21 protein-coding genes and 1 tRNA gene are annotated in these 23,784 nt (G+C 63.4%); 15 read left to right on the top strand and 7 right to left on the bottom strand.

Annotation, left to right across the window (positions count from 1 at the left end; all coding sequences use genetic code 11):
- The first annotated feature begins 167 nt into the window (after window positions 1-167).
- The 4 genes from B7Y64_RS11860 (at window position 168) to B7Y64_RS11845 (ending at window position 3,831) form a co-directional block, all read left to right on the top strand.
- Window positions 168-917, top strand: coding sequence for a hypothetical protein (locus tag B7Y64_RS11860; protein WP_291328952.1), 750 nt, complete (start codon window positions 168-170; stop codon window positions 915-917).
- 489 nt (window positions 918-1,406) lie between these two features.
- A complete protein-coding gene (locus B7Y64_RS11855; protein WP_291326196.1) occupies window positions 1,407-1,733 on the top strand; it encodes a type I restriction endonuclease subunit M in 327 nt (108 codons plus the stop codon).
- A 3-nt stretch (window positions 1,734-1,736) separates the two neighbouring features.
- Window positions 1,737-2,348, top strand: a complete 612-nt coding sequence (locus B7Y64_RS11850) for a hypothetical protein (RefSeq protein WP_291326194.1) — start codon at window positions 1,737-1,739, stop codon at window positions 2,346-2,348.
- A 151-nt stretch (window positions 2,349-2,499) separates the two neighbouring features.
- Window positions 2,500-3,831 carry a hypothetical protein gene (locus B7Y64_RS11845; protein ID WP_291326192.1) on the top strand — a complete coding sequence of 444 codons (1,332 nt, stop codon included), beginning with the start codon at window positions 2,500-2,502 and terminating at the stop codon, window positions 3,829-3,831.
- Between the two features lie 146 nt (window positions 3,832-3,977).
- On the opposite strand, the gene B7Y64_RS11840 is transcribed toward B7Y64_RS11845, so the two are convergent.
- From B7Y64_RS11840 to B7Y64_RS11830, 3 genes are all read right to left on the bottom strand, one after another.
- Window positions 3,978-4,067: transfer RNA gene (locus B7Y64_RS11840), tRNA-Ser, on the bottom strand.
- Window positions 4,068-4,141: 74 nt separating this feature from the next.
- Window positions 4,142-5,056 (bottom strand): stomatin-like protein, encoded by a 915-nt coding sequence (locus tag B7Y64_RS11835; protein WP_024814805.1) that lies wholly within the window; start codon window positions 5,054-5,056, stop codon window positions 4,142-4,144.
- Between the two features lie 36 nt (window positions 5,057-5,092).
- On the bottom strand, window positions 5,093-5,518 hold the full coding sequence (locus B7Y64_RS11830) for an NfeD family protein (RefSeq protein ID WP_024814806.1): 426 nt from the start codon (window positions 5,516-5,518) through the stop codon (window positions 5,093-5,095).
- A gap of 145 nt (window positions 5,519-5,663) precedes the next feature.
- Here B7Y64_RS11830 and B7Y64_RS11825 point away from each other — a divergent pair, with 145 nt between their 5' ends.
- On the top strand, window positions 5,664-8,027 hold the full coding sequence (locus B7Y64_RS11825; RefSeq protein WP_024814807.1) for an arginine/lysine/ornithine decarboxylase: 2,364 nt from the start codon (window positions 5,664-5,666) through the stop codon (window positions 8,025-8,027).
- A gap of 210 nt (window positions 8,028-8,237) precedes the next feature.
- On the opposite strand, the gene B7Y64_RS11820 is transcribed toward B7Y64_RS11825, so the two are convergent.
- Together B7Y64_RS11820 and fabI are read right to left on the bottom strand one after the other, a co-directional pair.
- Complete coding sequence (locus B7Y64_RS11820) at window positions 8,238-9,089, bottom strand: DNA ligase (RefSeq protein ID WP_291328950.1); 852 nt, start codon at window positions 9,087-9,089, stop codon at window positions 8,238-8,240.
- Between the two features lie 83 nt (window positions 9,090-9,172).
- Window positions 9,173-9,973: an enoyl-ACP reductase FabI gene (gene fabI, locus B7Y64_RS11815; RefSeq protein ID WP_291325953.1), complete on the bottom strand. Its 801-nt coding sequence runs from the start codon at window positions 9,971-9,973 to the stop codon at window positions 9,173-9,175.
- A 114-nt stretch (window positions 9,974-10,087) separates the two neighbouring features.
- On the opposite strand from fabI, the gene B7Y64_RS11810 reads away from it, so the two are divergent.
- From B7Y64_RS11810 to B7Y64_RS11765, 10 genes are all read left to right on the top strand, one after another.
- The gene (locus B7Y64_RS11810) at window positions 10,088-11,884 is read left to right on the top strand and encodes an extracellular solute-binding protein (RefSeq protein ID WP_291325951.1); all 1,797 of its coding nucleotides are present in this window, start codon (window positions 10,088-10,090) and stop codon (window positions 11,882-11,884) included.
- 116 nt (window positions 11,885-12,000) lie between these two features.
- Window positions 12,001-13,035 (top strand): ABC transporter permease subunit, encoded by a 1,035-nt coding sequence (locus B7Y64_RS11805; RefSeq protein WP_291325949.1) that lies wholly within the window; start codon window positions 12,001-12,003, stop codon window positions 13,033-13,035.
- Window positions 13,036-13,093: 58 nt separating this feature from the next.
- On the top strand, window positions 13,094-13,411 hold the full coding sequence (locus tag B7Y64_RS11800; protein WP_024814812.1) for a type II toxin-antitoxin system Phd/YefM family antitoxin: 318 nt from the start codon (window positions 13,094-13,096) through the stop codon (window positions 13,409-13,411).
- Window positions 13,412-13,414: 3 nt separating this feature from the next.
- Window positions 13,415-13,816, top strand: a complete 402-nt coding sequence (locus B7Y64_RS11795; protein WP_291325947.1) for a type II toxin-antitoxin system VapC family toxin — start codon at window positions 13,415-13,417, stop codon at window positions 13,814-13,816.
- A gap of 234 nt (window positions 13,817-14,050) precedes the next feature.
- Window positions 14,051-14,461, top strand: a complete 411-nt coding sequence (locus B7Y64_RS11790; protein ID WP_114654454.1) for a nucleotidyltransferase domain-containing protein — start codon at window positions 14,051-14,053, stop codon at window positions 14,459-14,461.
- Complete coding sequence (locus B7Y64_RS11785; protein ID WP_111864294.1) at window positions 14,451-14,867, top strand: DUF86 domain-containing protein; 417 nt, start codon at window positions 14,451-14,453, stop codon at window positions 14,865-14,867. Before B7Y64_RS11790 ends, B7Y64_RS11785 begins: the two co-directional genes overlap by 11 nt.
- A 10-nt stretch (window positions 14,868-14,877) precedes the next feature.
- A complete protein-coding gene (locus B7Y64_RS11780; RefSeq protein WP_291325945.1) occupies window positions 14,878-15,945 on the top strand; it encodes an ABC transporter permease in 1,068 nt (355 codons plus the stop codon).
- A gap of 92 nt (window positions 15,946-16,037) precedes the next feature.
- Window positions 16,038-17,660 carry an ABC transporter ATP-binding protein gene (locus B7Y64_RS11775; RefSeq protein WP_291325956.1) on the top strand — a complete coding sequence of 541 codons (1,623 nt, stop codon included), beginning with the start codon at window positions 16,038-16,040 and terminating at the stop codon, window positions 17,658-17,660.
- Window positions 17,661-17,863: 203 nt separating this feature from the next.
- Complete coding sequence (locus B7Y64_RS11770; protein WP_291325943.1) at window positions 17,864-18,916, top strand: DMT family transporter; 1,053 nt, start codon at window positions 17,864-17,866, stop codon at window positions 18,914-18,916.
- A 222-nt stretch (window positions 18,917-19,138) separates the two neighbouring features.
- On the top strand, window positions 19,139-20,122 hold the full coding sequence (locus B7Y64_RS11765) for a cation diffusion facilitator family transporter (protein WP_291325941.1): 984 nt from the start codon (window positions 19,139-19,141) through the stop codon (window positions 20,120-20,122).
- 28 nt (window positions 20,123-20,150) lie between these two features.
- Here B7Y64_RS11765 and B7Y64_RS11760 read toward each other — a convergent pair whose 3' ends face one another.
- On the bottom strand, window positions 20,151-22,841 hold the full coding sequence (locus tag B7Y64_RS11760) for a cation-translocating P-type ATPase (protein WP_291328948.1): 2,691 nt from the start codon (window positions 22,839-22,841) through the stop codon (window positions 20,151-20,153).
- Window positions 22,842-22,866: 25 nt separating this feature from the next.
- Window positions 22,867-23,493 carry a class I SAM-dependent methyltransferase gene (locus tag B7Y64_RS11755; protein ID WP_035241708.1) on the bottom strand — a complete coding sequence of 209 codons (627 nt, stop codon included), beginning with the start codon at window positions 23,491-23,493 and terminating at the stop codon, window positions 22,867-22,869.
- Window positions 23,494-23,784 lie beyond the last annotated feature (291 nt).

Raw genomic sequence — 23,784 nt, 5'->3', positions numbered from 1 at the left:
TTACGGGCTGACTTTCAGAATACGGAAACTGCTGCGACAAACGCACTTGCAGCCGCTGAGCAGGTTCGGCCGTAGGGGTAGTATTTCAGCAGCCTGTTAAGGCCCCCCCGGTCGAGATCGACTGGGGCGCTTCTGCCTGGTCTTTAACCGAGGTCTTCAATGCATTTTTGCTGCGGGATTTTGAGCTGGCGGGAAAATCTCGCGATATCGTTAATTCTCTGAATAGCGATGATTATTCCAAGATTAAAAAATCGTTGGTCATTAAAGTACACAAGAAAGTACGCAAACTGATCAAGCGCGGAAATATAACGGTGCAGATGGAAACTGAACTACACCCTGCCGTGTGGCTGCGCCTGCTTCACTTCATTGGCCAAGTTACAGAGCTGCGCTTCAAAACGATGGAAGACAGTTATCTAGCTTGGCGAAGATCAAATGACAATGCGGCGCTTGTCATTAGGCGCAAAAATCCTAAAATGAAGACAGGACGATCCTATGCTATGGATGTTTTCTTGCTACAAAATATTGATGAATTGAAGCTTGGAAGCTCTTATGATTGGGGAAAATTTGTTACGGCATCGCTTGATTCGGAAGACTCTGAAGAGGCTACCCCTTTAGGGAAATCAAAACGCCAGATCAAAGTCCTTTTAGAAAAACGAATTGAGAAAATAGGTAAAGAGGTATGTCGAAATGTAAAGGATATGCTTCGCAATTATAAAAAACAGCGTATCCCAAATTTATCGCCAATGCGCGCAAATACACGAAGCAAGGTAGCGCCAGGTGAAACACGCCGTTATCAATATCAAGGGTCAGCTTTGGCCTTGGCTCAATGTTTAAAGAATCTAAGTAATTCATCTATCTCCCAGCGATCGGATGGGGCAGTGACAAAGGCTGTGCGGTTATACGTCAAGTGCTCTTGATTACTTTGGCGATGAACGCCGGCGTATCGTGGATGCTTAATAGAAAGCTATTCGCTTGACATTTTCATCATAATATTCTGGACTTCACTCGATCGGTTATTGCGGCGAATTCATTGCGCAATATCGAGCACATTGGCTCATATTTATATGACAACGCCAATGTGATATAATGACTGCGTATTGATATTGTTTTTGGCCGTATTGATTTGTCACCAATTCAATATCAGCTTCTTCCCGCCTGTATTACCAGGCCGCTTCCCCCATCCCCCCTGCTTGATTCCCTTCGCGCCGTGACCCCCCGGTAGCATGCGCGCGGCTGTTGCTATGACAGCATGCGTGGCACCGCCGTGGCCGAGTCATCGCGGTGGTGGTTGGCTGTGCGGTGGCGGATCGCGCCAGGGTGTGCTGTCAGCGGTGCCGAGCGCATAGCTGCGCTTCGTCCTTTTTCCCTTTTCCTTCTCCCTTTCCTTTCTTCTCAGGAGCTTTCCCATGACCTCTTCGCCTGGTCAGGCCGCCGCATTGGCGCGTTACGAACAACAACGCCGCCCCTTATTCCCCTTGGGCCAAGTGCTTATCACGCCCGGCGCACTCGACATGCTCGAAGCGCTCAAACTCGCACCGCTGCCGTTCGTGCTGCGCCATGTCGCCGGGGATTGGGGTGACTTGTGCGACGAGGACAAGCAAGCGAATGCTGCGGCGCTCACGTATGGCAGCCGTTTGCTGTCCGCCTACGACATTCCCCCGAACCACCGGCTGTGGATCATCACCGAGGCCGACAGGCGCTCTACCACCTTGCTGCTGCCGGAGGAATACTGAGCAATGCAGCATTCCTACCATTGCCATCCCCGGCTGGACGCTGGCATGCACGGCCCCATGGTGGGCAACCAGCGGCTGCATGTGCGCCAGGGGGAGGTTGACGCCACGTGCGGCTACCACTGCGTATTGATGGCCTTGATGCTGTTCGGCCAAGTGCGGCGCAATGCGCTGATCTGGGACACCAAGGATGCGAGGCTGACAGCGTTGCGCAAAGTGGCGCAGCGCTACTACTTCGATGGCTGCGAGGTCGAAGAGCTTCAGCAGCAACTGGCCCCCTATGCCGAACGCGTGCACTGCAAGGAATTGCGCTCGCGCATGGTCGAACGCACCTTGGATGCGCTGGAGGACGGTCACCTGTGTTTGGTGTGCTTTTCTACCGAGCGCTATATGCACTGGGTGCTGGCCGTGGGCGTGCGCTGCGAGGCGGGAGAGCGCAGCGATTTGCTGGTCCTCGACCCTGCCATGGCGCCGATACCGTTGGTGCCGTGGAATGCCATGCTGACCGGCTGGGCGAACAAGCAGCCACGGCGTGGGGTGGCCACGTTCAGTGAACGCGTGAACATCGACGCTGTATTGGTGTTGTCGCCTGTGCCTCAGGCCCAAAGGGACGAATAGCTCGATTCGGCTCGTTCGTCCTTTCGGTTTTCTTTCTCCTTTTCTTTTCTGGATTCCCGCCTTTGGTCGCGCCGAGCTTTGTGCAAGGTGCCGCTGCCGCATGGGCGGGAGTTTCTTCTTTGCGTTCTCTCGCTTCTATGGAGGTGTTCCCATGCTCGACGATTCCTTGACGCCCGAGCCGTTTGAGCGGCTGCTTACCGCGCTGTTGGAGTTACCGCCACAGCAGTCGCACCATGAATGTGGTGATGGTGCAGCGCAACTGGTGTTGGAGGTGATCGACACGGCGCTGCACACACCACCCGCGTGGCCGCAGCGTATGGCGGCGGTGCGGTATTTCTGCAAGCATGCCCGACATCGCCTGGGCTTGGGGTCCTTGCGGGATGTACAAGCCTTGCTGGAGCAGTACCCGCAAAGCGGCGAAGGCGATGCTGAAGTGGCTCGCCTGCTTTGGAACGTGGAGGCACGGGAGCATGTGCGTGCGCTGCGCGTGCTGGTGTGGTTTCTGGCTGCGCACGACATCACCGAGCTGGTGCAGTGGCATGCATGGATGGGCACGCCCGGTTTTGAGGAAGCTTTGCGCGAGTCGCTCGATACGCTGGGCGCTGTGGCGGTGGTGCTTTTGTGGCAAGCCAAGTCAGGGCGAACAGACCATGCCTGGGTGCTGAAGTTTGCCCGCAGGATGCTGGGGCGCTCATTCAGCGAGGGCCAAGCCATGTTGGCGTTTCGGGATGCGGCGGAGGCAATGGGCACGCCGCAATTGATGCTGGCGCGCAGGGTGACTCATCTGGAACGGGCAACGATGAGTATTGGCGATGCGCCGGGCCTGCGTGTGTTGTGGTGGCAGTGTATGGCTGAAGCGTTGCACATGCATATCGCCCAGGAACTGGGCAACGCCGATATGGATGGCACAAACCATCAAACCGCTGATGCCGCCGATACCGACCAAGCCACCGGAAGCGGCACTATGGCCAACAGCGATGAATGGCGCGTCGAGTTATCACCGGCTGCGGCATTGCGCTACGCCGAAGCGGGGGTGGTGCTGGAGCCGCAGGCGCGGGCACTGCGAACCGATACGCCAATGGCCACGGCGCTGCGACTGCGCCAGAAGAGCTGGGCGCAGGGGTTGGGGCTTTGGGTGGAGATCGAGGGCGAGGGGCGGCTGTCGGCTGCACACCAAGCGGCGATTTCCGAGCGGTTTGAGGCGGCAGGGCATAAGGCGCCACAGCTACGACAAGTGAACGCCACTGGTGGCCAACGCGCCACATGGCTGGCAACGTGGCGCTGGGAAGATGCTTTGTGGATGTCCCGTGACATGGCGGTGGCCGATGTCAGGCGCTGGGCGCAGGACACGGCGCTGAACGCTGCCGAGCACTGGTTGCTGATGCGCGGCATGGTGGCGCTGGCAGGAAAGCCGCTGGAACCTGCTGCCGAGCTGGTGGCTAGTGATGTAAAAAGGAAAGCCCCCAATGAAAAAAAGTCCTAGAGCCTGGGGCGCTAGAACTTCTTCATGCTGGTGTGGGTGCCGCTTTCAGTACCATGAGATGGCTGAAAGCAACCGTATAACCAGCCGTATAACGATTTGATGACTTGCTAAAAAGTTGTTTAAAATCAACAACTTAGAGCTGTATCTGGCGGAGAGGGCGGGATTCGAACCCGCGGTGGGGATTATCCCACACACGCTTTCCAGGCGTGCGACTTAAACCGCTCATCCACCTCTCCGAAGCCTTCGATTATAGCCATAGGTGAAGGGATGTTTGGGGCTGTGGGCTCGCTTGGCTCAAAAAAGGCCAGGGTCAACTGGTTTTCTGGGTTTGCACCATCTTCATGGCCGACCCGATCAGTGCTGACACTTCGCTCATGTTGCTGGGCACGATGAGGGTGGTGGTGGCATCCTGAGCCACCTTGCCATAGGCCTCCACGGCTTTTTCGGCCACCTTGAGCTGTACAGCCTGTTCGCCGCCGGGCTGGCGAATGGCCGCGGCAACGCGTTCGATGGCTTCGGCGTTGGCTTCGGCGACGGCCTTGATGGATGCGGCTTCGCCAGCGGCCTTGTTGATGACAGCCTGCTTTTCGCCTTCGGAGCGGGCGATGAAGGCCTCGCGCTCGCCGGTGGCGATGTTGATCTGTTCCTGGCGGCGACCCTCAGACGCTGCAATGAGCGCTCGTTTTTCACGCTCGGCCGTGATCTGGGCCTGCATGGCGTGCAGGATTTCCTTTGGCGGCGTCAGGTCCTTGATTTCGTAGCGCAGTACTTTCACGCCCCAGTTGAGTGCTGCCTCGTCGATGGCCTGGACCACTTGGGCGTTGATGATGTCGCGCTCTTCAAAGGTTTTGTCGAGTTCGAGCTTGCCGATCACACTGCGCAGCGAGGTCTGCGCCAGCTGGGTGACGGCCATGATGTAGTTGGACGAGCCGTAGCTGGCGCGCATGGGGTCGGTCACCTGAAAGTACAGGATGCCGTCCACTTGCAGCTGGGTGTTGTCGCGGGTGATGCAGACCTGGCTGGGCACGTCGAGCGGGATTTCTTTCAGGCTGTGCTTGTAAGCCACCTTGTCCACAAATGGCACCAGAAAGTTCAGGCCCGGCGTGAGCGTGCCGGCATATTTGCCCAGCCGCTCTTTCACCCAGGCGTTTTGTTGCGGCACGACCTTGACGGAGCGCGCGATAAAGATGACGGCAATGACAAAGATGACGATGGCGATTTCCATGAGAACCTTTCCGGGTGACTGATGTGAGAAGTGGTTTCAGAGCGGGTCTACCAGCAGGCGGCTGCCCACCAGTTCGGCCACGCGGTGCATGCCCGTGGATGGCGTGACACCCGGGCGATGAATGGCGGTCCATTGGGCCCCGCGGTATTTCACGATGGCGGTGCCGTCGGTGGTCCAGCTGTCGATCATGACGGTTTCGCCCACATCCAGATTCACGCTGCGATCAGCGCGGGCAGAGGGGTCGCCAGGGCGCTTCTTTTTGAACTGGTGCCATGCCACCACCGCGCCGCCGCCCACAAAGGCCGCGGTAACGATCTGCACCGTCATTGGCAGTCCCAGATGCGCTGCCAAGGCTGCCGCCGCAAGCCCCACCGCCAGCATCAGCAGGTAGAACGTGCCCGTCAGCAACTCGGTGACTACGGCCACACCTGCCAACAACCACCAGATCGTGGATTCCTCCATGCCGACTCCTTTTTTTGTTCGTCTTTAGTGCACCACATTCTGGGTCAAAAGAATGGCACTTCAAAGGCGGGTCACGGTTATTCCTTACACTTCGCGCCTGTTTCGTTATTTGGCCGGGCATGGCACGGTTGCACGGAGGCTGCACATGAAGTTTCGCTTTCCCATCATCATCATCGATGAGGACTATCGTTCCGAGAACACCTCGGGCCTTGGCATTCGCGCTTTGGCACAGGCCATCGAGGCCGAGGGCTTCGAAGTGGTCGGGGTTACCAGCTATGGCGACTTGTCGCAGTTTGCCCAGCAGCAAAGCCGCGCCAGTGCTTTCATTTTGTCGATTGACGATGAAGAGTTCACAGCGAACGAGGGGCTCGACCCCATCGTGCTGAGCCTGCGCAGCTTCATTGGCGAAGTGCGGCGCAAGAACACCGAAGTGCCGATTTATGTGCACGGCGAAACCAAGACCAGCCGCCATCTGCCCAATGACATTCTGCGGGAGCTGCATGGTTTCATCCACATGTTCGAGGACACCCCCGAATTTGTGGCCAAGCACATCATCCGCGAGGCCAAGAGCTATCTTGAAAGCGTGCAGCCCCCGTTCTTCAAGGCGCTGCTCGACTACGCCGAAGACGGCTCCTACAGCTGGCACTGCCCTGGTCACTCGGGCGGCGTGGCGTTCCTCAAAAGCCCGGTGGGCCAGATGTACCACCAGTTCTACGGCGAAAACATGCTGCGCGCCGACGTGTGCAATGCCGTGGAAGAGCTGGGCCAGCTGCTCGACCACAACGGCGCCATTGGCGAGAGCGAGCGCAACGCCGCGCGCATCTTCAATGCCGACCACTGCTTCTTTGTGACCAACGGCACGTCCACATCGAACAAGATGGTGTGGCACCACACCGTGGCACCCGGCGACGTGGTGGTGGTAGACCGCAACTGCCACAAGTCCATCCTGCACAGCATCATCATGACCGGGGCGATTCCTGTGTTCATGAAGCCCACGCGCAACCACTTCGGCATCATCGGGCCGATCCCGCAAAGCGAGTTCGAGCCTGCGGCCATCCAGGCCAAGATCAAGGCCAACCCGCTGCTCAAGGGCGTGGATGCCAAGAAGGTCAAGCCGCGCGTGCTCACGCTCACGCAGTCCACCTACGACGGCGTGCTTTACAACACCGAAACCATCAAGAGCATGCTCGATGGCTACGTGGACAACCTGCACTTTGACGAAGCCTGGTTGCCCCACGCGGCCTTCCACCCGTTTTATGGCAGCTACCACGCCATGGGCAAGAAGCGCGTGCGCCCCAAGCATTCGGTGACCTATGCCACGCAGTCCATCCACAAGCTGCTGGCCGGTATCAGCCAGGCCAGCCATGTGCTGGTGCAAGACTCGCAGACCACCAAGCTCGATCGCCACCTGTTCAACGAGGCCTACCTGATGCACACCAGCACCAGCCCTCAGTACAGCATCATCGCCAGCTGCGATGTGGCGGCCGCCATGATGGAGCCGCCCGGCGGCACCGCGCTGGTGGAAGAGAGCATTCTCGAAGCCCTCGACTTCCGCCGCGCCATGCGGCAGGTCGAGCACGAATTTGGCAAGAATGACTGGTGGTTCAAGGTCTGGGGTCCGGACAAGCTGGTGGACGAAGGCATTGGCCGCGCAGAAGACTGGATCATCCGTAGCGACAGCAAGAGCAAGAAGGCCGGCAGCAAGTGGCACGGTTTTGGCCAATTGGCTGACGGCTTCAACATGCTCGACCCGATCAAGTCCACCATCGTCACGCCCGGCCTGAGCCTGGACGGCAAGTTCGACAAGACCGGTATCCCGGCGTCCATCGTCACCAAATACCTTGCCGAGCACGGTGTGGTGGTCGAAAAGACGGGCCTGTACAGCTTCTTCATCATGTTCACCATCGGCATCACCAAGGGCCGCTGGAACACGCTGCTGACCGCGCTGCAACAGTTCAAGGACGACTACGAGAAGAACCAGCCCATGTGGCGCATCCTTCCCGAGTTCTGCCAGCAGCACAAGCGCTACGAGCGCATGGGCCTCAAAGACCTGTGCCAGCATGTGCACGAGATGTACGCAAAGTACGACATCGCGCGCCTGACGACCGAGATGTACCTCTCGGATCTGACGCCCGCCATGAAGCCCAGCGATGCGTTTGCCCACATCGCCCACCGCACCACCGAGCGCGTGGAGATCGACCACCTTGAAGGCCGCATCACCGTGGGCCTGGTCACGCCGTATCCGCCGGGCATTCCGCTGCTGATTCCAGGCGAAGTGTTCAACAAGAAGATCGTGGACTACCTCAAGTTCGCACGCGAGTTCGCCAAGCTGTGCCCCGGTTTTGAAACCGATATCCACGGCCTGGTGGAGGTGGAAGACGAAAGCGGGCAAGTGCGCTACTACGCCGACTGCGTGGCCGACAAGTTTGCAAAGCAGCCCAAGCCGCTCGCCACTGCAGAGAACATGGTGCAGATGGGCGACGACGGCCCTTACGGCCGCAACGTCTGACGGTTCCGGCAGCCCTTGATGGTTGCCGCAATAGTGGTCAAACAGGCTGCTAGCGCTTATTGGATAAGCACTAGCAGCTCATTATTTTATAGCGAACAGGGATATTTCCCGCCTGGACGAGGCCTGATGTCAGCGCTGGGATGCCCGGTTCAGGTTGCGCCGTAGGTCATGTGGCTCAGGGTTCGGCGGGTCGAGCCGAACGCCGGGCGCTCACTTTGCCGGCATGTCTTCGCGCTCCCGCACAAAGCTGGCAAAGCGCGGCAAACCACCGTCGTGGGTGCCGCGAAAGCGGTAGGTCACCCAGCTGCCCACGGGCGGCGGGCGTTCACGGTCGGCATCGCTGAAACCTGCGCCCAGCCGGAAGCGTTGGCCCGAGGGCGTTTCCACCAGCAGCGCGCCCAGGCGTCCCGCATGGCGGCCTTTGCCGGGAAGGTGGGCGACCACGCGTGCCTCGGTGTCTTCGTGCGTCTTGACCTTGATGAGATCGTCGCTGCGGCCTGCGCGGTACAGCGACGCGCCCCGGTGCAGCATCAGCCCTTCGCCACCGGCGCGCACCGTGCGGTGCAGCAGCGCTTGGAGCGCCGCGTCGTTGGCCACGCGCCGTTGCGGCACGGCCTGCACCCAGGGCTGGCCCAGGCTTTCAACGAGGGCGTTCAGGGCGGGCAGGCGTTGGTCGAACGTGCCTTTGTCGCCGGGCAGGTCAAACACCATGAAGCGTATCTGGCGCCAGGCCACGTCGCCCGGCTGCTGTTGGCGTGTGGTGGACTGGGCGTGGCTGAAGCGCCCGCGCCCGGCCCACAGCTCTCCGTCCATGGGCACCTCGGGCCAGCCAGCGGTAAACCAGGCGGGGGCCTGCACCGTCTCGCCGCCGCGGGTGCGCAGTGTGCGGCCATCCCAGAAGCCGCGCACGCCGTCGTATTTTTCGCTCACCCAGTAATCTTGCAGCGGAAGACCGGGGCGATACACCTGCGCCAGAAGAAGTGCCGGGGCGTCTGCAGCCAGCGCGGGCAGTGCTGGAAATGCAGCAATTGCCAACAGGGCGAGGCAGCTTCTGCGGTGCATGGCGCTATTTAATATGTAGCTGCTCGCGCTTTATCGGTAAGCACTAGCGGCAATTTTCATCAATAAAACGGTGTCGGCGGTGCTCAGACCTGGTCGGCCGACAGGCCCGCCGTCTGGCTGAAGCCGCCGTCCACGTAAGTGATCTCGGCCGTCATGCCGCTGGCCAGGTCGGACAGCAGGAAGGCCGCCACATTGCCCACGTCTTCAATGGTCACATTGCGGCGCAGGGGCGAGGCGTCGGCCACGCGCGAGAGCAGCTTGCCAAAATCCTTGATGCCGCTGGCCGCCAGCGTCTTGATCGGGCCGGCGCTGATGCCGTTGGCGCGGATGCTGCGGCCGTCTTCGGTGCGGCCCACGGCCTCGGCCAGGTAGCGCACGCTGGCCTCCAGGCTGGCCTTGGCCAGGCCCATGGTGTTGTAGTTGGGGATGGAGCGCAGCGCGCCCAGGTAGCTCAGCGTGATCAACGACGATTTGTCGTTCAGGTAGGGCAGGGCGGCCTTGGCCATGGCCGGGAAGCTGTAGGCGCTGATGTCGTGCGCGATGCGGAAGCCCTCGCGCGACAGGCCGTCGAGAAAGTTGCCGGCAATCGCCTCGCGCGGCGCGAAGCCGATGCTGTGCACAAAACCGTCAAACTTGGGCCACACCTGGGCCAGGTCGGCAAACATGCGCTCGATCTGCTCGTCGCTGCCCACATCGCAATCAAAAATCAGTTGGGAGTCGAACTCGGCGGCAAAGTCGGTGATGCGGTCCTTGAAGCGCTCGCCCACGTAGCTGAAGGCCAGCTCGGCGCCCTGTGCGTGGCAGGCCCTGGCAATGCCGTAGGCGATGGAGCGGTTGGACAGCACGCCCGTGATGAGCAGCTTTTTGCCGGTCAGAAAACCCATGGTTGTTCTCCTGTGGAATGTGATGTGCGGGATGGAACGGCGCGGGCAGCCCGGCTGCGGGGAATATCCCGCGGTGAGCGCAAAGGCCCCGCCGACGTAGTGCAGAATTGTCGCATGCGGTTTTGGCTGATTTTTTCGCTGTGGATGTGCGCTTTGCCCGCGTGGGCCGCGCATGCTTATGCACTGTGGGGCGCGCCGCGTTACCCGGCCGGGTTCGCGCATTTCAACTACGTGAACCCCGATGCCCCCAAGGGTGGCGAGCTGCGGCTGGTGAGCAACCTGCGCACGTCCACGTTTGACAAATACAACCCGTTCACCATCAAGGGCAACGCGCCGGCTTACCTGTCATCGCTGATGTTTGACACACTGCTGGTGGGCTCGATGGACGAAACCGCCACCGGCTACGGCCTGTTGGCCGAGGATGTGCAGGTGGCGCCTGATGGCCTTTCGGCCACCTTCCGCCTGCGGCCCGAGGCGCGCTTTCACCATGGCAAACCGGTGCTGGCGCAGGACGTGAAGCACAGCTATGACACGCTGGTGGGCCCTTTCACATCGCCAGCCTACAAGACCACGCTGATCGATGTGGCCGGTGTGGATGTGCTGGACGAGCGCACCGTGCGCTACCGCTTTCACAAGCCCAACCGCGAGCTGCCGCTCACTGTGGGCGGCCTGCCGGTGTTCAGCCGTGACTGGGGTGTGGAGGGTGGTCAGCCCAAGCCCTTCGACCAGGTGGTGATGGACATCCCCATCGGCAGCGGGCCCTACAAAATCGGCCCGGTGCGCTTTGGTAAGGACATCACCTACGTGCGCGACCCGGGCTATTGGGCCAAGGACCTGAACGTGCGCAAGGGCACTGCCAACTTTGACCGCATCACCGTCAAGATCTACAAGGACGCCACCGCGCGGCTCGAAGCCCTCAAGGCGGGCGAGTTCGATCTGATGCGTTTTTTCAGCGCGGGCGACTGGGCGCGGCGGGTGAATGGCAAGAAGTTCAAAACCGGCGAACTGGTCAAGGGCGAGTTTGCGCACAAGCTGCCTTCGGGATTTCAAAGCTATGTGCTCAACACCCGCAGCCCCCTGCTGCAGGATGTGCGCGTGCGCGAAGCGCTGGGGCTGGCAATCGACTACGAGTGGATGAACCGGCAGCTGTTTTATGGCGCCTACCAGCGGGTGAACGGCCTGTTTGGCAACACGGCCTGCGAGACACGCGGCACGCCATCCCCCGAAGAACTGGCGCTGATGGAGCCGTTTCGCAAAGACATTCCGGCTGCGGCCTTTGGCCCCATGACCGTGCCGCCGCGCACCGATGGGGACGCATCCTTGCGCGCCAACCTGCGCCGCGCGCAGCAACTGCTGAAAGAAGCAGGCTGGGAAGTGCGCGATGGTGCCTTGCGCAACGCGAAGGGCCAGGCCATGGTGCTCGAATACATGGACAGCAACGAGGGCGGCGTGCGCACCATCACGCCCTGGATGCGCAGCCTCGAAAAGCTGGGCATCACGCTGCGCTTTCGCTCGGTGGACTTCGCGCTGTACCAGCAGCGCCTGCAGAAGTTTGACTTTGATATCACTTCCATGGCTTTCCAGGGCACGCACAACCCGGGCCAGGAGTTCGCCGACCTGTTTGGCAGCAAAGCCGCGGACACCGAGGATTCTGGAAATTTTGCCGGTGTGAAGAACCCGGCCGTCGATGCACTCATCACCGCCATGACCTCGGCCAAGACCGAGGCGCAACTGCTGCCCGCCTGCCATGCGCTGGAGCGCGTGATTGCGCACAGCCACTACCTGGTGCCCCAGTGGGCGGCTGCCACCCACCGCATGGCCTACAACGCCTGGCGCCTGGCCAAGCCTGCCACCGTGCCTCCATATTCCAGTGGTGAAGGCTGGGTCATCGACACCTGGTGGGCTAAGTGAAGTGGCCCCCAAGCTCCACCGTTGCACCGGTCGCTGCCCATCAAGGGGGCCGGCCTTGCTTGGGGCGGCCCGGCGCGGCGCCCGCCCGCCCTGCGACTACACATAGAGGTTGATAGATGCTGGCCTACATCCTCAAGCGCATCCTGCTCATGCTGCCCACCCTGCTGGGCGTGCTGCTGCTGACTTTCGTGGTGATCCAGTTCGTGCCCGGCGGCCCGGTCGAGCAGTACATGGCCGAGGCCAAGGCCGGTGCGGGCGCGGGCGCGGGCGCCGAGGGCGGGGGGCTGAGCTACCGGGGTGCGCAGGGCGTGGACCCCAAGCGCCTAGAGCAGATCAAGGCGCTCTACGGCTTCGACAAGCCTGCGCACGAGCGTTTTTTGCAGATGCTGGGCCAGTTCGCGCGCTTCGACCTGGGCAAGAGCTTTTTTCAAAACAAGGATGTGTGGCAGCTTGTCGTTGAGAAACTGCCGGTGTCCATCAGCCTCGGGCTGTGGACCTTTTTCATCAGCTACCTTGTGGCCGTGCCGCTGGGCGTGGCCAAGGCGGTGCGCGCGGGCTCGCGCTTCGACCTGGTGACCACGCTGCTCATCCTGGTGGGCTATGCCATTCCGGGCTTTGTGCTGGGTGTGGCGCTGCTGGTCATCTTTGGCGGGCAGCTGCAGTGGTTTCCGCTGCGCGGGCTGACGTCCCCCAACTGGGATGAGTTGAGTTGGGGCGCGCGCATCGTGGACTACCTGTGGCACATCACACTGCCCATCATCGCCATGGTGCTGGGTAGCTTCGCCGTGACGGCCATGCTGACCAAGAATGCCTTTCTCGAAGAAATCCGCAAGCAGTACGTGCTGACGGCGCGCGCCAAGGGGCTGTCTGAGCGCCAGGTGCTGTGGAAGCATGTGTTCCGCAACGCGCTCATTCCCATCATCACGGGCTTTCCGGCGGCGTTCATCGGCGCGTTCTTCGCGGGCTCGCTGCTCATCGAGACGCTGTTCTCGCTCGACGGCCTGGGCCTGCTGAGCTACGAGAGCGTGATCCGGCGCGACTACCCCGTGGTGCTGGGCACGTTGTACCTGTTCACGCTGATCGGGCTGGTGACCAAGCTCATCAGCGACCTGTGCTACGTGTGGGTGGACCCGCGCGTGAAGTTTGATTGATGGAATTTCTGAAAATGGACATAATCAAAGGGCATCATGTCCATATTGGAGGTCCATCATGACCTGGAACATTGCCAGCGCCAAACAGCAGTTCTCCGAAGTGGTGCGGCTGACTGCCGAAGAGCCTCAAGCCATTTACAACCGTGACAAACCCGTGGCGGTGTTGATTTCCGCCGAGGAGTTCGAGGAATTCAAGCAGTGGCGTGAGGGCCGCGCCAAGCCAACGTGGGCGGAATTGTTTGCCGACATCCGTGCGACGTTAATCTCCGAGGGGGCAGAGGACGGCATCGAAATTCCACCGCGCTCCAACCGCTACAACCCCATGGTGGACGACCCGCACTACTGGGACGAGGCGCACTCTGTGCCGGAGCGCTGAACTGTGTATCTTGCAGACACCAACATCATCAGCGAACTGATGCGACCTGTGCCGCACGCGGGCGTGGTGCGGTGGGTTGAAGCGCTGGACCAAACGGTAGGTTTCGCGGTTTCGGCCGTTTCGGTCGACGAAATCCTGTTCGGCCTGACGCACAAGCCTCGACCGCGTGCGCTGGAGTTGTTCAATGGGCTTGCCGCTCGCATCACGGTTCTCGATGTGACCGAGGCCGTCGCGCGCCGCGCCGGCGAGATGCGCGGCCTGCTGGCAGCTCGCGGTCAGGTGCGCAGCCAGGCCGACATGTTCATCGCCGCCACAGCCCAAGTCCACGCTCTCACGCTGGTCACGCGCAATGTGCGCGACTTTGATGGGTGTGGCATTGCAGTGCTCAATCCTTTTTCGGCATGACACAGTCCCCGTTGATATCAAACCCTAGGAGCCTGTCGGACTTGGGAATCGTCGACTGCAAATTGGCCCCAGCGGTCCATTTTTCACCGTCTTTTTGCCCCATAGCCCCGCTATGGGGCCGCAAATCCGGCAAAAACTGTCCTCGCTGGGGCCAATTTTCGCTTTCGACGCCCCAAGTCCGACAGGCTCCTAGCCGCGAGTGCCAATGCTGCCGCCTTTGTTGGAGGGACACGTATGTCTGTCAACCCTGATGTGATCGAGCGGACCGTGCGCACACTGCAGGCCCGGCTGCCGGGCCTGCTGGCGGTGTATGGCTTTGGCAGCCGCGTGCAAGGCACGGAAGGGCCGGACAGCGACCTGGATATGGCTGTGCTGGTGGCTGGCTATGCCGACGTCACGCTGCTGTGGCAGCTTGCCGGTGAACTGGCCGACATCGCGGGTTGCGCTGTGGATCTGCTGGACTTGCGTGCCGCGTCCACGGTGATGCAATACCAGGTCGTCACCCAGGGCGAGCGGTGGTGGGCTCAGGATGCGCAGGCCGCGATGTTCGAGAGCGCCATTCTGAGCGAAAAGACCGCGCTGGACACGGCGCGCGCCGGTTTGCTGGCCGATATCCGAGAGCGAGGAACCGTCTATGGTGGATGACGTGCTGATCAACAAGGCCGCCACGATCGAGCGCTGCGTGCAACGTGCGCGCGAAGAGTATTTCAGCGAACCGGCCACTTTTGCCACCAACTTCACCCGCCAGGATGCCGCCATCCTGAACATCCAGCGCGCCTGCGAGGCCACTCTGGACATGGGCCAGCACCTGATCCGACGTGACCGGCTGGGGGTGCCGCAAAGCGCGCGCGATGTGTTTGCGCTGTTGGCACGGGCCGGTCGAATCGAGCCGGCCCTGGCCGAGGGCCTGCAGCGCATGGTGGGGTTCCGCAACATCGCGGTGCATGACTACCAGAGCCTGCAGCTTCCCATCACCGTCGCCATCATCGAAAAGCACCTTGATGAGTTTCTGCAGTACAGCAAGACCCTATTGCAGCACGATGCAGGGTAGACAGCAGGCCATGGGCTCCATCACATCTCCGGTTGCTGCGGGCGTTGCGCCCGCATCGCTTTCCCCCTCCCGCCGCGCCTGGCTGCGTTTCAAGCGCAACCGCCTGGGCTACTGGAGCCTGCTGATTTTTTGTGCACTGGTGCTTGTCAGCCTGTGCGCCGAGCTGGTCAGCAACGACCGACCGCTCATCGTGCGCTACGAGGGGCAGACCTACTTTCCCATGCTCAAGGACTACCCCGAGAAGACCTTTGGCGGCGACTTCGAGACGCCGACCGACTACCTCGACCCCTTTATCCGCGAGCGCATCACGGGGGGCGCCAACTGGGCGCTCTATACCCTCAACCCCTACGGCCCGAACACGCTCAACTACTTCGCCAAGGCGCCCAACCCCTCGGCGCCCACGCGGGACAACTGGCTGGGCACTGACGACCGGGGACGCGACCTGCTGGCGCAGCTCATCTACGGTTTTCGCGTGAGTGTGCTGTTCGCGCTGGCGCTCACGGTGACGGGCGTGGTGCTGGGCGTGCTCACGGGGGCCATCCAGGGTTTTTTTGGCGGCAAGACGGATCTGGCCTTTCAGCGCTTCATCGAGATCTGGGGCTCCATGCCCGAGCTGTACCTGCTCATCATCTTCAGCGCGGTGTTCGCGCCCAGCATTTCGCTGCTGCTGATTCTGCTGAGCCTGTTCGGCTGGATGGGCCTGTCGGACTACGTGCGCGCCGAATTCCTGCGCAACCGCCAGCTCGACTACGTGAAGGCCGCGCGCGCTTTAGGCGTGGGCAATGCGCAGATCATCTGGCGCCACATCCTGCCCAACAGCCTGACGCCAGTGGTCACCTTCCTGCCGTTCCGCATGAGCGCGGCCATTCTGGCGTTGACATCGCTCGACTTCCTGGGCCTGGGCGTGCCGCCGGGCACGCCGAGCCTGGGCGAGCTGCTCTCGCAGGGCAAGAACAGCATCGACGCCTGGTGGATTTCGCTGTCCACCTTTGGCGTGCTGGTGGTTACGCTGCTGCTGCTGACCTTCATGGGCGACGCGCTGCGCGATGCGCTCGACCCCCGAAAGGCAGACAAATGATGGCCCCCACGCTCGGCACTGGCGTGTCCTCGCTGCCCCCCAAGGGGGCTCTCGCCGCCTTGGGGCGGCCCGGCGGCGGCTCGGTGGCCAGCATGCCTCTGCTGCAGGTGCGTGACCTGACCGTGCGCTTTGGTGCCAAAGAAGTGGTGCGCAGCGTCAACTTCAGCATTGCGCAGGGCGAAAAACTCGCACTGGTGGGCGAATCCGGCTCGGGCAAGACCATCACCGCTTTGAGCCTGCTGCGCCTGGCGGGCGAGGCAAAAATCAGCGGTCAGGCCATGCTGCGCGGGCGTGATCTGCTCTCTTTATCAGAGCGCGAGATGCGCGGAATTCGTGGTGGCGAGATCGCCATGGTGTTCCAGGAGCCCATGACGGCGCTGAACCCGCTCATGACCATCGGCCAGCAGATCGCCGAGGTTTTGGAGTTGAAAAGGGCTCTAACGACCGTCCAGTCAGCGCAAGCAGCTATCGAATTGCTAGCAAAAACCGGCATTCCCGAGCCCGAGCGCCGCGCCAACAGCTTTCCGCACCAGCTCAGTGGCGGCCAGCGCCAGCGCGCCATGATCGCCATGGCCCTGGCCAGCGAGCCCGCGCTGCTGCTGGCCGACGAGCCCACGACGGCGCTCGACGTCACGCTGCGCGGCCAGATTCTCGATTTGCTCTCCGACCTGCAGCGCAGCAGCGGTATGGCCGTGCTGCTGATCACGCACGACCTGAACCTGGTGCGCCGATTCGCCGACCGCGTGGCCGTGATGGAGCAGGGCGTGCTGGTGGAGCAGGGCCGTGTGGCCGATGTGTTTGGCGCCCCACAACACGACTACACCCGCCGCCTGATTGCCAGCCAGCCCCGGCGCGATGTGGTCGAGGCCGCGCCGCCCGTCGGCACCGCGCCCGTGGTGCAGGCCCAGGGCGTGCGCGTGGTTTACCCCACGCCCTTGCCCGGCGTGCGCGGCTGGTTCAAAAAAGGGGAGTTCGTGGCCGTGAAGGGTGCCACGCTGCAGCTGCTGCCCGGCCGCACGCTGGGCGTGGTGGGCGAATCGGGCTCGGGCAAGTCCACACTGGCGCAGGCCATTTTGGGCCTGCTGCCATTTGGGGGCGCACTGGCCGTGGCGGGGCAGGGCTGGCAGCAGCCCGCCACCCGCAACACGCCCGCCAACCAGCAGCTGCGCCGGCGCGTGCAGGTGGTGTTCCAAGACCCGTTTTCGTCGCTTTCGCCGCGCCTCACGGTCGAAGAGATCGTGGGCGAGGGGCTGAAAGTGCACGAGCCGTCACTGGGCGTGGCCGAGCGGCGCACGCGCGTGGCGGCTGCGCTCCATGAGGTGGGCCTGACCGAAGCGCAGTACCCCGGCCTGCTGGCGCGCTATCCGCACGAATTTTCGGGTGGCCAGCGCCAGCGCCTGGCCATTGCGCGGGCGCTCATCGTGCAGCCACAGGTGCTGGTGCTCGACGAGCCCACCAGCGCGCTCGACGTCACCATCCAGCAGCAGGTGCTGTCGCTGTTGCAGCGTCTGCAAAAGGAAAAGGGCCTGAGCTACCTGCTCATCACCCACGATGTGGATGTGATCCGCGCCATGGCGCACGAGGTGCTGGTGATGAAGGACGGCGAGGTGCTGGAGAGCGGCAGCGTCGGCCAGGTGCTGGATGCGCCGCAGCACCCCTACACGCAGCGGCTGGTGGCGGCGGCCATGGTGCCGGGCGCTGGCCCCAAAATTTGAACAAAAGGCCCTGGTATCAGCGACTTGTCTCAGACCCCGTTCGCACTGAGCTTGTCGAAGGGCTGTTTGCAAGGGGCGCCGTGGCTTCGACAGGCTTGGCCCGAACGGATGCGGGTACACATCCGAGACAAGTCGCTAATCAGGCAAAAAGCGGCTCCAGCGCTTATGCAGTAAGCGCTACAAGCTATCAATACAGGAGTATTTTGGTGTTTCATCTCCACGGACCCGCCTTGCGCGGAGGCGCCCTGGCGCTGCTGGCGGCGGTGCTGTTTGGCGTCAGCACGCCGCTGGTGCAGCACCTGGGCGCTGGCCTGGGCGCTTTCAGCACGGCGGCGTTGCTGTATGCCGGTGCTGCCGGCATGGGGGCGGTGTTGCGCAAGCCGGTGCAGCAAGAGGCACGCTTGCGACGGGCCGACACGTCCCGCCTGCTGGCCATGGCGGGTTTGGGAGCGGTGGTGGGGCCGGTGGCGCTGGCCTGGGGGCTGCAGCGCACCAGTGGCAGCAGCGCATCGTTGATGCTGACGCTGGAGGCGCTTTTCACCGCGCTGCTGGCCTGGCGTCTGTACCACGAAACCATGGACCGGCGGGTGTGGGCGGCAATGCTGTTGCTGCTGGCCGGGGGCGTGGCGCTGGTGGTGGACCAGGGGCGCCTGGGGGGCGTGGAGCTGGCCGGTCTGCTGGCTGTTTTGCTGGCCACGATGGCCTGGGGGGCGGACAACACCTTGTCGCGCGCCCTGGCCGAGCGTGACCCGGCGCAGGTGGTGCTGGTCAAGGCGGCGCTGGGCGCCAGCGCCACGGCGGTGCTGGCCTGGGGCCTGGGCGAGCCCATGCCCACTGCGGCGGCGGCCTGGGGCATGGTGGCCGTGGGGGCCACGGGCTATGGGCTCAGCCTGCGTTGTTACCTGCTGGCGCAACGCGCGTTTGGCGCGGCGCGCACGGGTTCGGTGTTTGCGTTTGCGCCGTTCATCGGCGCGGTGCTGGCGTTTGCCATGGGCGACCGCACTGCCGGTGGGCTGGTGGTGGTGGGCGGCCTGCTGATGGTGGCCGGGGTGGTGTTGCACCTGGCCGAAACGCACGAGCACCCGCATGACCACGAGGCCACCGAGCACGAACACGCACACCGGCACGACGACGGGCACCACAACCACGCCCACTCCCCGATGCCTCAGGGCAGCCACAGCCATTGGCACCAGCATGGGGCCCAGTCGCACACCCATGCCCATGTGCCCGATGCCCACCACACGCACCGGCATTGAGACGGAGGGCCCTCAAGCGGCTTGCGCCCTGGTGTCGCCTGGATGCGCTGCGGCTTTGCGGCGGGTGATCGGATCAAAGACACGCCTGGACGATCGCGCCCTTGCGCAGTCGGAAGCAGGCACCGGGCAAAATACGCGCCAGCGCCACACACGCGCGCATCCATTCAGGCGATGACCAAGGTGGTTTTCCTTGCTCTCTCAGCCCTCCCCACACGCCGCACCATGAAATTCAACGATTTTTCTGACGACTCCGAAGACTCCGAAGACTCCGAGCACTCCCCCGCGCAGCGCTCGGCCGCCGCATCGCGCAGCACCTGGGTGAGCGTGGGCGTCAACCTGGTGTTGTCCACCATCCAGATCGTGGTGGGGGTGCTGGCCAAGTCGCAGGGCCTGATAGCCGACGGCATCCACTCGCTGTCCGACCTGGTGGCTGATTTCGTGGTGCTTTTTGCCAACCACCACTCCCAAAAAGATGCGGACGAGGGCCACCCATACGGCCACCACCGCTTTGAGACAGCGGCCTCGCTGGTGCTAGGCCTGCTGCTGCTGGGCGTGGGCGTGGGCATGGTGTGGTCGGCGGTGCTCAAGCTCGAGAACCCCGAGGCCATTGCGCAGGTGCATGTGATCGCCCTGTGGGTGGCGGGTGCCGCGCTGGTGGGCAAGGAGCTGCTGTTTCGCTACATGCTGGCCGTGGCCAAGCGCGTCAAGTCGAGCATGCTGGTGGCCAACGCCTGGCATGCGCGCTCGGATGCGGCTTCGTCGCTGGTGGTGGGCATCGGCATTGCCGGCAACCTGGCCGGCTACCCCATCCTGGATCCGATCGCCGCGCTGATCGTCGGCTTCATGGTGGCCAAGATGGGGTGGCAGTTTGGCTGGGATGCGCTGCACGACCTGATGGACCGCTCGGTGGACGAGCAGGAGGTGCAGGCCATCCGCCAGACCCTGCTGGAGACGCCGGGCGTGAGCGGTGTGCACGATATGCGCACGCGCAAGATGGGCGACATGATCGTTGTGGATGCCCATCTGGAGGTGAATGCGGCCCTCTCCGTCGAGGCGGGCCATGACATCGCCGTGCAGGCGCGCCAGCGCGTGCTGCAGCGCCACCGGGTGCTCAACCTCATGACCCATGTGGACCCTTGGCGCAAGCCCGACCTGGACCATCCTGTGCCGCCCGTGCGCAGCGCGCATGGCGCGCCAACGCGGTAGCGAATCAGCGAATCAGCGAAGCGTCGAATCAGGCCGTGCCACGCGCGCCGGAGGCGGTGTGGCGCTGGTGTCGGCCCGCCAGCCGCACCAGCTCCAGCCACACCAGGCACAGCGCCAGCAGGCAACCGGCCACCACGGCACCCTGGGCGCCAGGCAAGGCCAGCCCCATCAGATTGCGCAGCCAGGCAATGCCCATCACCGCAGCCAGCAGCACCACCATCGCGGCGGCAATGCGCCAAAGCCAGGGGTTCGGGTCGGTCACGCCCAGCAGCGCGGGGCGCGACAGATCCCGGTTGGCCAAAATCAGCAACAGCACGCACAGCACCAGCGTGCCAAACACCACGGTGCGTCCCTGGTCGGGGTGCCAGCCCTGGTGCACCAGCCAGGCCTGGCCGCCCAGCAGCACTGCCGCCAGGCCCAGGCCTTGCAGCACCGACCACAGCAACGGCGCGGCCGCAAAGGGCGAGTCGGAGACCGGGCGCGGTGCGCGTGCCATGGTGTCGCTGTCTTCGGCCTCGGCTTCGAAGACGATGGAGCAGGCCGGGTCGATCAGCAACTCCAGCAGCACGATGTGCACCGGAAGCAGCAGCACCGGCCAGTGCAGCAGCGTGGGCACCAGCGCCAGCCCGATGATGGGCACATGCACGGCAAACACAAAGCGCACGGCCTTGCGGATGTTGCTGTCGATGCGCCGCCCCTGGCGGATGGCAGCCACGATGCGGGCAAAGCTGTCGTCCAGCAGCACCAGCGCGGCGGCCTCGCGCGCCACGTCGGTGCCGCGCTCGCCCATGGCAATGCCTACGTCGGCGGCCTTGAGGGCGGGGGCGTCGTTCACGCCGTCACCGGTCATGGCCACCACCTCGCCACTGGCGCGCAGCAGTTGCACCAGGCGCAGCTTGTGCTGGGGCTTGAGGCGCGCGCACAGGTCCACATGGCGCAGCCGCTCGGCAAGGGCCGCGTCGTCCAGCGCTTCCAGCTCCGTGCCGGTGATGACCTCGGGGCGGTCGGACAGGCCCACCTGCTGGGCGATGGCGCGGGCCGTGGCCGGGTGGTCGCCGGTCATCATGATCACGCGCACGCCGGCGCGCCGGCATTCGGCCAGCGCGGCGGGCACCTCGGTGCGCGGCGGGTCGGCCAGGGCCACCAGGCCCAGGAAGTCGAAGTCGAAGTCGTGCTGGCTCTGCGGCCAGGGCGGGCTCTGACCGGGTGCCGGGGCTGCGCCTTTCCAGCGGCCGCGCGCCACGCCCAGCACGCGCAGGCCGCGCTCGGCCATGGCCTCCACCTGGCGGCGGATGGCGCTCTGCTGCGTGGCGTCAAGGTGGCACAGGTCGGCCACGGCCTCGGGCGCGCCCTTGGTGGCCAGCAGGTGCACGTTGGGCTCGTCGCTGGCAAACACGCGCGTCATGGCCAGAATCTCGCCCGAGAGGGCGTATTCAAACTCGGGCTCGCGTCCATCGTGCACATGCTCGGTGCCCTGCAGCCACTGGTGGCCAAAATGCTGGATGGCCTTTTCCATGGGGTCGAACGGGTCGGCGGGCGTGGCCAGCATGGCAAATTCGGCCAGCAGGTGAAAGTGCTCGGGCAATTCGCTGGCGCTTTCGGGCCGGAAATGCTGCTCGCCGCTGGCCAGCTCGGCCACGGCCATGCGGTTCATGGTGAGCGTGCCTGTTTTGTCCACTGCCAGCACCGTGATGGCGCCCAGCGCCTCAACAGCGGTGACGCGCCGCGTCAGCACCTTCTGGTGCGAAATGCGCCACGCACCCAGCGCCAGAAACACGGTCAGGATGACCGGAATCTCCTCGGGCAGGATGGCCATGGCCAGCGCAATGCCCGACAACAGGCTTTCGAGCAGCGGGCGGCTGTTCCACCACCAGCCCAGAAGTACCTGGGCCAGGGCCAGCACCAGAGCGCCAATTCCGAGGTTGCGCACCAGTCGGCGCGAGCCCTGCTGCAGCGCAGAAGGCGGCTCTACCGTGGCGGCAAGGTCGGCGCCAATGCGCCCCACGGCCGTGTGGGCGGCGGTGGCGCACACCTGCGCCACCGCCACGCCGCGCGTGACCACGGTGCTGGCGTAGATGGCCCCCACGCTTGCCACTTCGTGTGCTGCGCTGCCCCCCGAGGGGGCTGGCCTGGCTTGGGGCGGCCCGGCGTTGGCGGCCGGGGCCCCCGCGCTGGCAGATGCCTGCGCGTTCTGGCTGTCTTGTGCCAAGGGCAGTTTGGCCACGGGCACGGCTTCGCCGGTGAGCAGGGATTCGTCCACTTCGAGCTGGCCGTCGATCAGCAGCGCGTCGGCGGCAATGCGGTCGCCCTCGTGCAGCACGAGCAGATCGCCGCGCACCACCTCGCGCCCGGCAATGCGCTGTTCCTGGCCGTCGCGGATCACCAGCGCGCGCGGGGCCGACAGGTCGCGCAGGGATTCGAGCGCGCGCTGGGTCTTGCGTTCTTGCGCCAGCGTGATGCCGATGACCACAAACACAAAGCCCAGCAAGAACAGCGCCTCGCCCCGGTCGCCCAGCGCCAGGTAGATGCTGCCAGCGGCCAGCAGCATGAGGAACATGGGCTCGGTAACCACGTCCCGCACGATGGCCAGCGTGGACTTGGGCGCGCTGCCCGGCAGCAGGTTGGGGCCTTCGGTGGCGAGGCGGCGGGCCGCCTCGGCAGCGCTCAGCCCTTGACGCGCTGGTATCGCAGGGGGCGCCTGGCTTTCGGGGGTGGGCATGGCCGTCGCGTCTTTTGGCGGTGCCTTATGGCTTGCGCGCCACCAGCCCGAGCAATGCCGACTGGCCACAGTGCTGGGTTCCCTCGTTCAGCACCGCTTCATAGTCGCGCAGTTCGATGATCTGCAGGCCCGCGAAGGCGGACCGGATCATCTCTGGCGTGTAAAGGTGCGACAGGATGGGTGGCCCGCCGGTCTTGTATTCCAGTTGCCTGGGGGTGTAGCCCTGCAACACCAGCACGCCGCCGGGCTTGAGTGCAGCCACCATATTGGCGAACAGGCGTTCGCGCATGGCGGGGTCGGCAAACTGCACAAAGATGGCCGCCACGGCGTCATAAGTGGCAGTGGGCCAGGGCCACTGGTCGCAATCGGCCACGCTGTAGTTCACCGCAACCTGGGCGTTTGCCGCCAGTTGCCTGGCCTTGGCTACGCCCACGTCCGAGATGTCAAAGGCATCCACCTGCAGGCCCTGGCGTGCCAGCCAGACGCTGTTGCGCCCGTCACCATCGGCCACGCACAGCACGCGGCCACCGGGGGCGAGGTGGTGGGCCTGCGCGCGCAGGTAGTCGTTGGGTTCCTGGCCAAAAAGATGGTTCTCGGCGGCGTAGCGCTGGTTCCAGGTGGCTGCGGGGTTGGTGAAGGGCGTTGCGGTCATGGTGGGTGCCTTGTGCAATAGCGGGTGCTGTGGGCATTGAACGGACAAGCCGGGCGCCTGCCGTTTTTGTTGCCGGGGGTGATGGGGCAATGGTGCCACAGGCTTTTATCTGGTTGGTTGGTAAAAATAATGATAAAAATGGCCTTTAGCCCTTGTCTATAAAGCGCTATAAGCTATTAAAATAATAGCAATATTCTGCGCTGCTGATGACGAATCCGCCGTTCCCGTGCGTGGTGGGAGCGGCCCGTGGTGCGCATCACAATGGCGGTGTTGACGACCCTGGAAGAAATC

Origin of the sequence: Acidovorax sp. 35-64-16 (assembly GCF_002281195.1) — a bacterium.
In the GTDB taxonomy this organism is placed as follows: domain Bacteria; phylum Pseudomonadota; class Gammaproteobacteria; order Burkholderiales; family Burkholderiaceae_C; genus Acidovorax; species Acidovorax defluvii.
This window is presented reverse-complemented; position numbering and strand designations above follow the sequence as displayed.

Coding starts and splice junctions, on each gene's coding strand:
- B7Y64_RS11835 (WP_024814805.1), bottom strand. CDS start 5,056: ATGGAAATCGCCATCGTCATCTTTGTCATTGCCGTCATCTTTATCGCG.
- B7Y64_RS11845 (WP_291326192.1), top strand. CDS start 2,500: ATGCTCGACGATTCCTTGACGCCCGAGCCGTTTGAGCGGCTGCTTACC.
- B7Y64_RS11800 (WP_024814812.1), top strand. CDS start 13,094: ATGACCTGGAACATTGCCAGCGCCAAACAGCAGTTCTCCGAAGTGGTG.
- B7Y64_RS11765 (WP_291325941.1), top strand. CDS start 19,139: ATGAAATTCAACGATTTTTCTGACGACTCCGAAGACTCCGAAGACTCC.
- fabI (WP_291325953.1), bottom strand. CDS start 9,973: ATGGGTTTTCTGACCGGCAAAAAGCTGCTCATCACGGGCGTGCTGTCC.
- B7Y64_RS11780 (WP_291325945.1), top strand. CDS start 14,878: ATGGGCTCCATCACATCTCCGGTTGCTGCGGGCGTTGCGCCCGCATCG.
- B7Y64_RS11850 (WP_291326194.1), top strand. CDS start 1,737: ATGCAGCATTCCTACCATTGCCATCCCCGGCTGGACGCTGGCATGCAC.
- B7Y64_RS11775 (WP_291325956.1), top strand. CDS start 16,038: ATGCCTCTGCTGCAGGTGCGTGACCTGACCGTGCGCTTTGGTGCCAAA.
- B7Y64_RS11790 (WP_114654454.1), top strand. CDS start 14,051: ATGTCTGTCAACCCTGATGTGATCGAGCGGACCGTGCGCACACTGCAG.
- B7Y64_RS11810 (WP_291325951.1), top strand. CDS start 10,088: ATGCGGTTTTGGCTGATTTTTTCGCTGTGGATGTGCGCTTTGCCCGCG.
- B7Y64_RS11825 (WP_024814807.1), top strand. CDS start 5,664: ATGAAGTTTCGCTTTCCCATCATCATCATCGATGAGGACTATCGTTCC.
- B7Y64_RS11760 (WP_291328948.1), bottom strand. CDS start 22,841: ATGCCCACCCCCGAAAGCCAGGCGCCCCCTGCGATACCAGCGCGTCAA.
- B7Y64_RS11805 (WP_291325949.1), top strand. CDS start 12,001: ATGCTGGCCTACATCCTCAAGCGCATCCTGCTCATGCTGCCCACCCTG.
- B7Y64_RS11755 (WP_035241708.1), bottom strand. CDS start 23,493: ATGACCGCAACGCCCTTCACCAACCCCGCAGCCACCTGGAACCAGCGC.
- B7Y64_RS11830 (WP_024814806.1), bottom strand. CDS start 5,518: ATGGAGGAATCCACGATCTGGTGGTTGTTGGCAGGTGTGGCCGTAGTC.
- B7Y64_RS11785 (WP_111864294.1), top strand. CDS start 14,451: ATGGTGGATGACGTGCTGATCAACAAGGCCGCCACGATCGAGCGCTGC.
- B7Y64_RS11820 (WP_291328950.1), bottom strand. CDS start 9,089: ATGCACCGCAGAAGCTGCCTCGCCCTGTTGGCAATTGCTGCATTTCCA.
- B7Y64_RS11855 (WP_291326196.1), top strand. CDS start 1,407: ATGACCTCTTCGCCTGGTCAGGCCGCCGCATTGGCGCGTTACGAACAA.